The following is a 13,014-nucleotide window of genomic DNA, read 5'->3' on the forward strand; positions in this document are numbered from 1 at the left end:
AATCATCATGGCAAAGAAACTGGGTATCGGCGTCATCGGCTGCGGCAACATCTCGAAAGCGTATTTCTCGCTGGCGCCGCTGTTTCGCGGCATTGAGATGCGCGCCTGCGCCGACATCAACATGGACGCGGCCAAGGCACGGGCGAAGGAGTTCAAGCTGCGCGCCGAGACCGTCGAAGAACTGCTCAAGGATGACGAGATCGACATCGTCGTCAACCTCACCATCCCGGCGGTGCACTACGGGGTGTCGAAGCAGATCCTCGATGCCGGCAAGCACGTCTATTCGGAAAAGCCGTTCGTGCTGTCGGTCAAGGAAGGCCTCGACCTCAAGAGCCGGGCCGAGAAGAAAGGGCTGCGCATCGGTTCGGCTCCGGACACTTTCCTCGGCGGCGCGCACCAGCTGGTGCGCAACCTCATCGACACCGGCGCGCTCGGCAAGATCACCAGCGGCACCTGTCATGTGATGGGCCACGGCATGGAGCACTGGCACCCCAATCCCGATTTCTTCTTCCAGCCGGGCGCCGGGCCGGTGCTCGACATCGGGCCCTACTACATCACCAACCTGATCCAGCTGATCGGGCCGGTGAAGCAGGTGGCGGCCTTCGCGACGACGCCTGCCAAGGAACGCACGATCTCGTCGAAACCGCGCGCGGGCGAAAAAATCCCGGTGAACACGCCGACGACGATCCACGGCCTGCTGGAGTTCGAGAACGGCGCCGTGATCACGCTCAACACCAGCTGGGACGTCTGGGCGCATGGTCACGCGCCGATGGAACTCTATGGCGAGACGGGCACGGTGTTCGTGCCGGATCCGAATTTCTTCGGTGGCGACGTGCGCATAACCAAGGCGGCAAAACCGGTGAAGAAACTGCCGAAATGGCAGCATCCGTTCGGCGTGCCCAACGAAATGCACGGCCAGGGCATGATGGCCAACTACCGCACCGCAGGCCTTGCCGACATGGCGCTGGCGATCGCCGAGGGCCGGCCGCATCGTTGCTCGATGGAGCTCGCGCTGCATGCCGTCGATGTCATGACCGGCCTGTTGCGGTCGGGCGAGACCGGCAAGTTCGTCGCCATGCAGACCAGCTGCGAGCGGCCGGCTGCACTCGGCGTCAAGGACGCAAAAGGACTGTTGGCGAAGCAGAAATGAGGTAGAAGGGTGTCGGCGCGCTCGCGCCGACATCCATACAATCCAGGATCTGTACCCATGCGCTGGCAGCCGGCTGAAAACCGCTATGAGAAAATGCTCTACAACAGGTGCGGGCGATCCGGCCTGAAACTGCCGGCGATCTCGCTCGGCCTGTGGCACAATTTCGGCAACGACACGCCACACAAGACCAAGCAGGCGATCGCGCGCAAGGCCTTCGATCTCGGCATCACCCATTTCGATCTCGCCAACAATTACGGTCCGCCGCCGGGCTCGGCCGAGATCGCCTTCGGTGAGATATTGCGCACCGACTTCGCCAGCTATCGCGACGAGCTGATCATCTCGACCAAGGCCGGCTATGAGATGTGGGCAGGGCCTTACGGCGAATGGGGCAGCCGCAAATATGTGCTGGCGAGCCTCGACCAGAGCCTGAAGCGGATGGGGCTCGACTATGTCGACATCTTCTATTCGCACCGCTTCGATCCGGATACGCCGCTTGAGGAAACGATGGGCGCGCTCGACCATGCGGTGCGTTCTGGCAAGGCGCTCTATGCCGGCATCTCGTCCTACAATTCGCAGCGCACGCGCGAGGCGGCCGACATATTGAAGCAGCTCGGTACGCCCTGCATCATCCATCAGCCGAGCTATTCGATGCTCAACCGCTGGGTCGAAGAGGACGGACTGCTCGATACGCTGGAAGGGCTCGGTGTCGGATCGATCGTGTTCTCGCCGCTGGCGCAAGGCATGCTGACCGACAAATATCTCGGCGGCATCCCCGAGGGTAGCCGCGCCAGCCAAGGCAAGTCGCTGCGGCCCGCCTTCATCAACGAAAAGACCATCGCTAACATCCAGGCGCTGAACGCGATCGCCGGCAAGCGTGGCCAGACGCTGGCGCAGATGGCGCTGGCCTGGGTGCTGCGCAAGGGCCGGGTCACCTCGGCGCTGATCGGCGCCAGCCGGCCCGAACAGGTCGAGGACTGCGTCGGCGCGCTCAAGGTGCTCGAGTTCAGCGATGCCGAGCTCGCCGAAATCGACACTTACGCACGCGAGTCCGACATCAATCTGTGGGCGGCGTCGGCCGAGCGCAAAGGCCCGCCGCGGAAGTAAGAGGCTCAGACAGCCGGCAAACGGTACGAATCGAAACGGCGGGAAAGATCCCGCCGTTTTGCGTTTATCAGGCTTCGGGCCCGTTCAGGGCTTCTTGGCCGTGCCGAGACCGGCCTTGGGCGCCGCCGCGGCTGCCGGAGCCGGGGTCTTCATCTTGGCTTCGATCCACCCGGTGTAGTTAGCCAGCCGCGTGTAGATGCCGTAGGCGTTCTTGTGGCCGCAAGCAGCGGTGCCGTCGGACGGACCTTCGCCCCAGGAGACGACGCCGACCTGGACCGGACCGTTGGCGCCGGTCATGAACAGCGGCCCGCCGCTGTCGCCGTTGCAGGCGTCGCGTTCGCCGCTGTCGGTGCCGGCGCAGATCATGTTCTTGGTCAGCGGATCCGACATATCGGCGGCAATTGCATTGGCAGCGGCGTCGATGCCCTTTTCGGAATATCGCATCCGGTGCGAGAGATCGCCAAGCGCGGCCTTCAGGTCATGCGCATAGATCGACTTGATGCCGCTGTTGCAGGCTGCGCTCGGCTCGAGATCGAGATCGGCCACCATCAGCGCGGTCGGGAAGGTGCCGTCCTGCATCTTGCCCCAGCCGATGACCGTGGTCTTGCCGCTGTCTGGCGTCGGCTCATTGGTGATCTTGATGACCGGCGCATCGGCGGGCTCCGCCAGCCGGAGCAGGCCGAGATCATTGTCCAGCGTCTGTTCGCTGTAGCCCTCGTTGACGATGACCTCGATCACCTTGTAGCGCTTGCCTTCGGTAAGATCGGTGGCGCCGGTCAGCACGGTCACCGTGTCGGGCGAAATCGGCCGGCCCTTGTCGTTGAGGCAGTGCGCCGCCGTCAGCACCCATTGCGGCGCGATCAGGCTGCCGCCGCAGAATTGCGCGTTTGGCTGCGAGGCCGGGCTGGGGTCCAGCCGGGCGCTGGTCAGCAGCGCCACCTGGAACGGATAGGCCCCTTTGTCGGCTTCCTTGCCGCCATAGACGCGGTCGGCGCCGTCGGGGTTCTCGGCCTTGGCCTTGTCCCGGGCTTCGGCAACGCGCTGCATCGGCGAGACCGCCGCTTCCGGCCTGACGGCGTCGTCGGCTGCATAGAGCGCGTTGACGGCGGGGAAAGCGGCCGCGATGCCCAGCAGCGATGCAGCGGCAAGCGGCCTGAACCGATGGATAATGTTCACCTTGAAACCCTCCTGAGATGAAAATTGCCGAGCCATGCCGCCATGACGCATAACCAACAGAAGCGGTACCGGTACCTCGATCGCCTTCCGCCAGAACGAACGACATCCGCGCGGCCATAAAACCGAAATACCACTTTTGCTAATCGTGCCCCATCGGGCAGAGCCCACCCAAACCCTATAGCCCCCCACGGGCTACGTGGAAGCGATTTGTCATTGCCAATGTTGGATTATTTTAGGCAGTATATCGACGCGGGTGCGTTTGGCGAAGGGCTTTAACGAGGCCGCCCGGACCGATGATCCGATACGGGCGGGTAACCAAACTAATTTTTTAACTCCACCACGATCTCGACAATATTTCTGTATTTTGCTCCACTCCTTGCTGACTTTTGGGAGAGTCTCACCATGACGAAACTGACAAGCACTATCATTGCGTCCGCACTGCTATCCACCGCACTGTGGACGATGCCTGCCTTCGCCGCCGATCCCGGCTCAGCGAATGCCGGCAATGGCGAAAGCATGCGCGATCTCGGAACGGGCGACTACCAGCCCGGCCGTGCAAAGCCGATCGCGCCGCCGAAACTGACCGAAGATGAAGCCAGCCGGGCAGCGCCGCTGACCGACGAGGGCACGGCGGTCAAATCCTATGGCATCGTCGGACGTTCCGCCGATGGCAAGGACATCAAGATCGATGCAGGCGAGACGCTGAAGGACCTTGTCATCAAGGAATTGAACGCGCCCGCCAACACACCGAACGCCGACAAGACCGGATTGACGGGCGGCGACGAAGCCGGCCGCCAGGTGTTCGGGGCCGACGATCGCGAGCAGATCAAGAACACCAAGACCTACCCGTTCACCGCGATCGGGTATATCGAAGGCAAAGCCAAGAGCGGTTATGGCAGCTGCTCGGGAACCCTGATCGGTCCGCGCACGGTGCTCACCGCCGCGCATTGCCTCTACAGCAATGAAGACAAGGCTTGGCTCGACGACGTCATCTTCGTGCCGTCGCTCAACGGCAACACCGCCGACGATGCACCGTTTGGCGCTTTCAGCTACGAGAGCGTCTATATCCTGCAGGGCTTCATCGACAATTATCAGGGTTACTACGGCTCGGTCATTCCGTGGGACCTCGGCATCATTACGCTGAAGCAGGATGTCGGCACCAATCTCGGCTGGCTGGGTTATGCCAACTATGAGAACCTCGGCGATTTCACCGCAAACATCGTTGGCTATCCCGGCGACAAGCCGATGGGAACGATGTGGAAGGCGACCTGCGAAGTGAAAGCCGAAAACGTCGGCGCGGAGTATTTCCAGTACGACTGCGACACCTATCCGGGGTCGAGCGGCAGCTCGGTCTACGCCTACGACAATGGCGCTAAGCAGCGCGTCGTCACCGGCGTGAACGTGGCCGAAAGCCCCAACGCCAACACTGCGGTGCGCCTGAACGCTGCCAACGTGGCGTGGATCAACAGCCTGTACAAATAAGGCCCGATCTTTCGCCGGCAAACAGCGGCGAAAACCAGCAATACCAAACCGGCGGCGGGACGTTCCTGCCGCCGGTTTTTTGTATCGAAACACCTCTCTTGCACTGTGTTACAGCGGTGCTTACGCTAGGCGATCCAAGGGGTTGGGTAAGATGGCGCGGGCAAGAATGATCTTCGGGGTCAAAGCGATCGCGGCTGCATCCACGCTGGCCGCACTGACATGCTTTTCCGCTATGGCCGATCAAGGCGGTGCCGCACCCGATGGCGCCTGGGCCGAGCGGGTGCAAATCCTCTATAAAAGCGAAACACGTTCGGTGCTGCGCAAGAATGTACGGGTCTGGGATTCCCACCCGGAATTGGGTCTTGATTTCACCTGGGAGCCGGCGTCCGGCGTGTCGCCGGACCGCACCGTCGCAGCCGACGGCACCGTCAACGGCAAGGGCAGGCTGGTCTGGCGCGTACGCGGCTCGGCGAGCTACGACCCCAAGACGATCTATTCCAGCTATTTCGGCGAGATCAGGAATGGCCGCCCCGATGGACAAGGCCGGCTGGAGCTGCGTTCAGGCGAGATTCTCGACGGCCGTTGGGTCGCCGGCCAGCTCGACGGCCATGCGATCCATGTCGATGCCGACGGCAATCGCTATGAAGGGCAATTCAGGGCCGGTGTGCCGAATGGCGAGGGCAGGCTGGAGACGAAGACAGGCGAGATATTCGTCGGCTCTTTTGCCGATGGGCTGAAGGACGGCAAGGGCCGCACCCGGCTGCCCGGCAGCACCGTCTACTGGTCGCAATGGGCGATGGGCAAGGAGATCGGCGGTGCGCGCCCCGACGTGCTGGCCGATGCCAGAGTGGGCGGGTTGCTCAAGGCGCAGACCGGCGGCGGTTCCGCCGACAAGGTCGAGATCGGCATTGCCGTCGACCAGCGCATGACGCAGCAGGCCGACATGCAGTACCAGCATCTCGTGCGCGACGAAGACATCGCGATCTATCCGGTGTCGGACCAGTACAACGATGCCTGGAACGGCACCGGAGAGATTCGTACCGGCAATGTCTATGAAGGCATGGACTGGGAGACGGCGCCGGCCTTCGCCGAAGTCGACCTCAAGACCACCGACCGGTCGAGGGTCAAGATCGACAGCCTGGAAATGAAGGTGGCCGCGAGCGAGGCCTACCGCAAGCCGATGCTGTCGATCAGCGAGCATTATGGCTGCGTCGGCTTCCGCCCCGACTTCTCGATCGTCAACAATGGCTGGGGCGACGTGAAAGACATGAAGATGTCGATCCAGTTCACCAGGACCGACGAGGAGGACAACGCGACCGGCGAGCCGAGCGGCACGTTCACGAAAGACATCGGCACTTTCGGCGATGGGGTCGACGTCTCGATCAAGAACGTGCTGACTGAAGCCGGCGTCGACACAACCACGCTCGAGACCGAGCGCTTCACCTGCCCGTCAAGGGACAGCCTGGATGTCTGCCGCGCCCAGGTGGCCAACAAGGTCAAGTTCGGCGACGTTGCCGATTACATCAGCGGCAGCGTCGAGAAAATGAGCGTGACCGGGATTGGCAAGCTCGATTATTCCTGGGCGGACGATCAGGGCGCTGTCTACCAGCAGAGCGAGCCGTTTCGCGTCATCGTCTCGCTGGTCAGCATCGAGGTCCCAGAATCGCTCGCCGAATGCGGCGATGGCGGCGGCGCGTCGCCCGAAGCGCTGCGCTACCAGAACATCGAATTTCCGATCGGCAAGACCGATTACAGCATCCCCATGCCGGTGCGCGGCAACAAGAATCTCAGCGCCTACACGGCACGGCTGAAAATGTGGTCGTCAATGTCGTCGATCCATCGCTTCAGCATCGCCGCCCATTTCGCCGATGGCAGCACACGCGAGAGCAAGCCGGCCACGTTCTTCTATTTCAGGCCGAAGCAGTCGCTGTTTGAAACCAGCACCAAGCCGGCGGTCTGCTATCTGCCGGAAGATCTGCAAGGCTGTTGAGGTCCTGTCACGTCCTTTCGGGAATGGCGTTATTTCGAGCCCATCTCGAAAAAATTGGGCAGCGGGATCAGCCGGGCAAAGATCGTGCCCTGGCTGAACACCCTGAGTTCCAGCATCGACCCGGACGATCGTTCGGCCTTCTGGTCGAACAGGAAATTGCCGAGCGAATAGATCTCCGCAACATCGCCGCCGCCGAGCGGCAGGATCGCCTCGCTCGATACATGTGGATGACCGCCGACGATTGCCGTGACACCGCGCAGCCGCATCTGGTCGGCAAGCATCTCCTCGCGCGGCGACGGCTCCGTCTTGTACTCGCGGCCCCAATGGACGAAGGCAATCACCGGCCGCTCGGCATTGTCGTGCAGCAGCCGGTCGAGTAAAGCAGGCGTCAGAAGGTCGGTGTTCCTGGAGCCGTTGGTATCGATGTCGGCCAGCCCGACCAGGTCGAGATCGGCAAGCGCCAGCGTCTCGCCCTGCCCGAAATGGGCGATGCCGGCGGCGTCCAGAGCGGCCAGCGTCTCGGCATAGCCTGACGGGCCGAGGTCATAGGCGTGATTGTTGGCAAGGCTGACAGCGGCGACATGCAATTTCTTCAGCATGCCGATGGCAAGATCTGCGGCCATGGCCAGCGTCATGTCGTCGATTGCTTCAGGGACGTTGGGCAGGATGACGCCTTCGAGATTGACGATCAGCGGCCGCGAGCGGGTCAGGGCCTGCACGCTGTCGACGATCTTCTCGGCAACACCGTCGCGGACAAGGATCTTCTTCATGGCGCGGCCGAAATTCACGTCGCCCGCGAAATAGTAGAGCTTGTCGTCGGGACGGGCAGGATTGTTGAAGCCGGGGCCGAAGGCGCCGAACAGCGCCACGACATAGCTGGTGGTGCGCTCGACATAGTCGCTTGAATGCGCCTGCGAGTTCTCGTTGGCGACGACCAGCGGCGCAGCACCGAACAGTTCGCGCTGCAGCCTGGTCTGGATATAGAGCGCACCGACCGAATCGGCGTGATCCGGCTGGCGCAGCGCCGCGATGCCGTCGAGCGAACCGGCGGCGAGCATGTTCAGCGTCTGCTGGTCGAAACGCCTGGCTTCGTGCTGCGGCAGATAATGCGAGAAATCGGTGGATTCGACGATCAGCGTGTCCTTGTCGACGATCGCTTTCAGCGCCTGCGCCAGCCGGTCCCAGTCGGCTCGCTTGGCTTTGACCGACATCGCCACCGGCACGATTTCAGCTTCGGGGAAATAGTGATGCAGGAAAGGCAGCATCGCCTGCACGCCATGCTCCCTGGCGAACAGGCAGGAGTCTTCGACCATGTCGCTGTTCGCTTCCAGAAGGTGCACGGCTTCCGTGTCGGCCTGGACTGGACCGAGCACTGTTTCAAAACCGCGCGGCGTCGTGGCGAAGAGTTTCTGCGTCTCGTGGAAATGGTCCGGCGACAGGATGACGATGCGCTTGTAGCGGAAGCCGGACGCGGCGTGCAAACCGAGTGCGACGAGATCTGCGACGAGCAGGTGGTGGGGGACTGTGATGCCGGTGAGGCGTTGGTTGGACGGCTCGATTCTGGCGACGGCGGCGATGGCGTCGGTGAAGAGTGTGGGGTCGGAGTAGAAGGACGGGAAGTTTGTGTCGCCGGGCGGGCAGGTGATGGGGGCGGCAGACGCTTGAAGCACTGAGAGGATAAGCAAGGCGGTGGCAAAGACCAGAATGCTGGTCCGTGCCCAGGCACCCCCCGCTGTCCTGCCGGACATCTCCCCCGCAAGGGGGGAGATTGGATGTCGCCTCGGCTTTCGCCAATCATCAACCTTGAAAATAGATCTCCAGCAATGAAGAGACTGATCTCCCCCCTTGCGGGGGAGATGGCCGGCAGGCCAGAGGGGGGTGCCTGGGCGCCGACCTCTCACGGCTCAGCCAGCACAATGTTCTCCACGCCGCCGACATAGTAGAACGGCTTCTGCTTGGACGCGGTCAGCCGCAGCACTTCGCGCGAAATGTAGTCGGCGAGGCCGAACAGCGTCACGCCGCCGTCGGAGGTCTTGGCCCGGCCGCGCAGGCCTTCGAGGATCGAATAGGTGAAGACGCCATGGCCGAGCTCGGGCAGTTCGGCGGCGGTGTTGTTGGCAGCGGTGGCCGAGAAGACGACGATGCGTGCGTCCTGCGCGTCTTTTTCCAGGCGCGGGTTGAAGGCGTTGGCGGCGTGGCAGGTGTCGAGCAGCATGAAGCGCAGGCCCTTGGCCCGCTCAACCGATTTCTGGATGTCGCCCCAGTCGACCAGCGAGGAGCGCTTCCAGCGGTCGGGATCCTGTTTGCGGCCGTCCGTGGGGATGAAATAATAGTCTTCGTCGATGTTGATGCCGTGACCGGCGACGAAAATGATGGTGGTGTCGTTCTCGCCGGGTTTGTCGAGGAAATCGGCGAGCTGGTCGTCGATCGTGTCGGAATCCGGCTCCAGGATGCTGTCGGCGTTGGCGACCTTGAAAACGTCCTTGCCGGCATCGGGCGCCTCATCCAGCGCTTCGCGGTTGACCAGAACCAGCGTCTCCATCGCCGAAAACAAGGGCGCGGATTTCTGCGAAATCACCTTGAGGAATTCAGTGGCGTCATCGACGGGATAGCGCAGATCGCAGGCGTGGCCAGCGCATGCATCGGTGAGGAAAGGATATTTGTCGACGCCGATCACGGCGACGTAGAGCTTGCCCTTGTTGGCTGGACTTTCGGTTTTCCTGGCAAGTGCTGTGACACTGCGCTCGGTCAGATAGCCGAACTCGTTGGTGCCGGTGATGCGAATGGTGTTTTCGCCATTCTCGACCGGCACTTCGACGATGGTGCTCTTGCCGCCATCGATTGACCGAGCGGTGACATCGCCGACATTGCGGCTGTCCGACAGGATCGAAAATCCGGCGACATCGGCGCCGGCTTCCTGCGCGCCCGAAATCTCGACGGCGACATAGCCCTCGCGGACGTTGCTCTGGTCGGCGGCAAGCTTGATGCCGAATTCCGGCGGTTTGCGCTCGAGCAGCTTTTCCAGCTCGCGGTCGACGCCGGGGCGCATTTCCTGGACCGCCTGTTCGGCGCTGCGCAGGATGATGGCCCGGCGCACCATTTCCGGGCTCCAGAGATATTTCTTCAGCTGGCCGGCGCTGATGAAACGCCCTTCGTGGTCGCGGCCCTGATTGACGTGCCAGCCGATCAACTTGTCGCCATCGGCGGAGGAATAATAGTAGCCCTGCGGCATCCAGGCGATCCATTCGGAGCCGGCGAAGAACATCGACACTATCAGTTTGTGGCTCTTCAAATTCCACAACCGCACGGTCTGGTCGGCGCTGCCGGTGACCAACAGCCCTTCCTTCTCGGCGGCAACCATGGCGTTGATCTCGCCGGTGTGGCCGGTGAATTCACCCGATACATCGGCGGTCGCGGTTTTGTATTCCAACAGCGTGCCGTCGCTGCCGCCGGTGATCAGGCCAAGCCCATTGCCGATCAGCGTGTAAGCCGAATGGACGAAGCCATTGGTGGCGGAATTCTCGATGCTGTGCATCACCTTTCCGCCGCTCGCGATTTCGAGCACGGCATTCTCCAGGCCGTCCTTGCCGCCGGGGGCAGCACGGAGCGACCACTCACCCTCTGCGAGTGCCGCGCGGGCATAGGCGCCCTGTTCCGCAAACGCCACCGGGTCCTCGAAGAACCGCTCGGCCGTCGGTAGCGCCAGCACCTTGTCCAGCGTGCCCTGCAGCTCGGGACAGGACACGCGTTCAGGGCAGGGGTTGGTGTTGCCCCAAGCGATGGAGCTGCTCGCCGCATCGATCCCGATCGCCGTCACCGGTTCGCCGACCCCTTGCAGCAGCGCCTTGCGCTCGCCGGTCATGGGGTTCCAGACCTGGATGGCGTTGCGGGTGCCGCCGGCTGTCGCCACCAGCGAGCCGTCGGCATTGCCGGCGCCAGCAAAGACCGTGCCGTCATGGCCGTTATAGTCGAGCAGTTGCTCGCCGCTGTCGATATTCCAGACCGCCGAGCGATGCTTGTCGGCGCAGCGATAGCTGCATGACGCAACAAGCCGCGAACCCGTGGCGAAGCTCAGAGCGCCGATCTGGAAATCCTGCTTCGGCATGGCGCGGACGAATTTGCCGTCGCTGGCCCGCCAGAGCTGGACGTCACCGTCCTTGCTGCCAGTGGCAAACAGGCTGCCATCCAATGACACGGCGAGTGCGGCGACGCCGACATCCCGCAGCGGTTCGGCCTCGGTCGGCAAGGCGATTTCCTCAGCCTTGGCCACATCCCAGAGCCTTATGCCGTTGTCGGTGGTCGTCGCCACCAGCCGGGTTCCCGCAGCGGCGAAGGCGAGCTTTTCCACACGCCAGGAATCGGCATCGAGTTTTTCCGCCAGCGTCCAGCCCGACGCGGATTTGTCGTCCGCCCGCCAGAGGTAGACGAAACCATCGCCACCGCCGGCGGCGAGCGTGTTTCCGTCGGGTGAAAAGGCGACATCATAGATGGCATAGTCGGCGGCCTTGAGCACGGTTTTGATCTTGCCGGTGGCGAAATCGAACAGCCTGATATCGCCATAAGGGGCCTTGTCGCCGATGCCGGCGCCGAAATAACCGCCGGCGGCGATCGTCTTGCCATCCGGCGACACGGCAATCGCAAAGACCTTGCCGTCATTGCCATTGCCAAGATAGCCGCGAATGGTGCGCAGCGTCACCCCGCTCTGCCAGTCCCAGATGCGGATGGTCTTGTCGTCAGATGCGGAGACCAGTTCCTCGCCGTCCGGCGTGAAGGCAAGGTCGGTGACCCTGGCGCTGTGGCCGCCGGTGTTGAGATCGAGGTGGAAATCGAGGTCCTCGGCACCGGCGGTTGACGTTAACGCCAGAAGACCGACCAGGATTAGCCACCGGATAGCACGCAAGGGATGGGAGCTGCCCGGCACCTTGTTGCGCCGCTATTTGGAGTCGGCGGGCGGCGCCGACCCGTGACGCACATAATTCTCGATCGCCTGGGCATAACTGGCGGAACCGGCCTTGCGCTCTTTTTCGATGTAGCCGGCAAAATAGCTCCAGAACGACACCGCATAGTCGCGGAAATAGGCATCGGCGACATCGCGCGAACAGAGCTTGCCCTCAACGCAGATGGAGAGACGATTGAGGAAATAGACGATGCGATCAAAATTGTCGTTGAAATCGGCGATCGGCATGGTGCCGCCGCCGGCAGTCATCGCCTCAATGCCAATGCGTTGCCGGAAGACCCGTTCCTCGGTCGGCGACGGCGTGGCGCTGAGCAGATTGTCGTATTTGGCGTTGAGCGACGAGAGGCGCTCCTTGAGCGCGCGCTGCGCCTGCTGAAAATCCTTGCTTTCCCAAAGCTCGACCAGCGACATCGTCTGCTCGACGCGCTTCTGTTCCTGGTTTGCCAGAAACTGGAAGACCGAGAAGCCCAAGGTGAAGACGATCGCCAGGCGCACGGCGAGACCCGACCAGGCATAGATCAGCATGCGCCAGTCGCGGTCGGTGAACGGGTTGGCTTCCTTCTTGATCTCGTGACTGCTCGGCCACGGAAAGCCTTCGGTGGTTTCGGGCAAGGTCGCCGGCTTCTTGGCCGGTGCCGGCGCCGATGTGGCTGGCGATTTTTGCGTTGCAGTGCCCCCCGGCTTTTTCATCCGCAGCTGTCCAGTTGGATAATGGCGGTGGGATCGAGCACGATGCCGGGTGTCTCCAGCTTCTTTTTCAGGCAATCGAGCTGCGTGCGCGAAATCATGAACTGCACGTCCGGTTCGGCAGCCGCCTTGCTGGGTGACGGCAAGGGCTCGACCACGCCGCGCGAGGCGCAGCTGGAGAGATCGACGACAACGGCCGTGTTGCCGGTCTTGGCGATCTGGTCGTACTGGTCGAGAAAGCAGGTGGCGAGCTCGGAGTTGGTGACGATCTGCTTGGCGCACAGGCCGCAATTCCCGTCCGCCGAGGCGCTGGCAACCAGCAACAGGCTTCCGGCAAGGCCGGCCGTCGCTGCACGCCAGGAGAGCACGGGGATAGTCACTGATGTCCTCATCTGTTGCATTCAGCCGCGGCGCATAGAAGTGTCGCGAGCCGGGAATGTTCATATATCACGCCGGCAAGAGCCGGCG

General features: G+C 62.6%; 9 protein-coding genes. 4 read left to right on the forward strand and 5 right to left on the reverse strand.

The window, feature by feature from the left end:
* The first annotated feature begins 7 nt into the window (after window positions 1-7).
* Both NKI46_RS16550 and mgrA read left to right on the forward strand, forming a co-directional pair.
* Window positions 8-1,150 (forward strand): Gfo/Idh/MocA family protein, encoded by a 1,143-nt coding sequence (locus tag NKI46_RS16550; protein WP_023669799.1) that lies wholly within the window; start codon window positions 8-10, stop codon window positions 1,148-1,150.
* Between the two features lie 57 nt (window positions 1,151-1,207).
* Window positions 1,208-2,254, forward strand: coding sequence for an L-glyceraldehyde 3-phosphate reductase (gene mgrA / locus NKI46_RS16555; RefSeq protein ID WP_352746996.1), 1,047 nt, complete (start codon window positions 1,208-1,210; stop codon window positions 2,252-2,254).
* An 84-nt stretch (window positions 2,255-2,338) separates the two neighbouring features.
* On the opposite strand, the gene NKI46_RS16560 is transcribed toward mgrA, so the two are convergent.
* Window positions 2,339-3,430 carry a S1 family serine peptidase gene (locus NKI46_RS16560; protein WP_352746999.1) on the reverse strand — a complete coding sequence of 364 codons (1,092 nt, stop codon included), beginning with the start codon at window positions 3,428-3,430 and terminating at the stop codon, window positions 2,339-2,341.
* Window positions 3,431-3,832: 402 nt separating this feature from the next.
* Between NKI46_RS16560 and NKI46_RS16565 the strand changes: the two genes are divergently transcribed.
* Both NKI46_RS16565 and NKI46_RS16570 read left to right on the forward strand, forming a co-directional pair.
* Window positions 3,833-4,912: a trypsin-like serine peptidase gene (locus NKI46_RS16565; protein WP_023691993.1), complete on the forward strand. Its 1,080-nt coding sequence runs from the start codon at window positions 3,833-3,835 to the stop codon at window positions 4,910-4,912.
* Between the two features lie 151 nt (window positions 4,913-5,063).
* A complete protein-coding gene (locus NKI46_RS16570) occupies window positions 5,064-6,902 on the forward strand; it encodes an MORN repeat-containing protein (protein WP_352747001.1) in 1,839 nt (612 codons plus the stop codon).
* 29 nt (window positions 6,903-6,931) lie between these two features.
* On the opposite strand, the gene amrB is transcribed toward NKI46_RS16570, so the two are convergent.
* The 4 genes from amrB to NKI46_RS16590 all read right to left on the reverse strand — a co-directional run bounded on the left by amrB (window position 6,932) and on the right by NKI46_RS16590 (window position 12,926).
* Window positions 6,932-8,650 carry an AmmeMemoRadiSam system protein B gene (amrB, locus tag NKI46_RS16575; protein WP_352747003.1) on the reverse strand — a complete coding sequence of 573 codons (1,719 nt, stop codon included), beginning with the start codon at window positions 8,648-8,650 and terminating at the stop codon, window positions 6,932-6,934.
* Window positions 8,651-8,799: 149 nt separating this feature from the next.
* Window positions 8,800-11,802, reverse strand: coding sequence for a caspase family protein (locus NKI46_RS16580; RefSeq protein WP_023704225.1), 3,003 nt, complete (start codon window positions 11,800-11,802; stop codon window positions 8,800-8,802).
* 33 nt (window positions 11,803-11,835) lie between these two features.
* Entirely contained in the window at window positions 11,836-12,549 is a 714-nt protein-coding gene (locus tag NKI46_RS16585) for a DUF4760 domain-containing protein (RefSeq protein WP_023700125.1), read from the reverse strand.
* Complete coding sequence (locus NKI46_RS16590) at window positions 12,546-12,926, reverse strand: hypothetical protein (RefSeq protein ID WP_352747006.1); 381 nt, start codon at window positions 12,924-12,926, stop codon at window positions 12,546-12,548. Before NKI46_RS16590 ends, NKI46_RS16585 begins: the two co-directional genes overlap by 4 nt.
* Between the last annotated feature and the right edge of the window lie 88 nt (window positions 12,927-13,014).

This window comes from Mesorhizobium sp. M0615, from assembly GCF_040320805.1.
GTDB lineage: Bacteria > Pseudomonadota > Alphaproteobacteria > Rhizobiales > Rhizobiaceae > Mesorhizobium.

What these genes read in the sequence shown, in the direction of transcription:
- NKI46_RS16565 (WP_023691993.1), top strand. Translation starts at nt 3,833, where the DNA reads ATGACGAAACTGACAAGCACTATCATTGCGTCCGCACTGCTATCCACC.
- NKI46_RS16585 (WP_023700125.1), bottom strand. Translation starts at nt 12,549, where the DNA reads ATGAAAAAGCCGGGGGGCACTGCAACGCAAAAATCGCCAGCCACATCG.
- amrB (WP_352747003.1), bottom strand. Translation starts at nt 8,650, where the DNA reads ATGTCCGGCAGGACAGCGGGGGGTGCCTGGGCACGGACCAGCATTCTG.
- NKI46_RS16550 (WP_023669799.1), top strand. Translation starts at nt 8, where the DNA reads ATGGCAAAGAAACTGGGTATCGGCGTCATCGGCTGCGGCAACATCTCG.
- mgrA (WP_352746996.1), top strand. Translation starts at nt 1,208, where the DNA reads ATGCGCTGGCAGCCGGCTGAAAACCGCTATGAGAAAATGCTCTACAAC.
- NKI46_RS16570 (WP_352747001.1), top strand. Translation starts at nt 5,064, where the DNA reads ATGGCGCGGGCAAGAATGATCTTCGGGGTCAAAGCGATCGCGGCTGCA.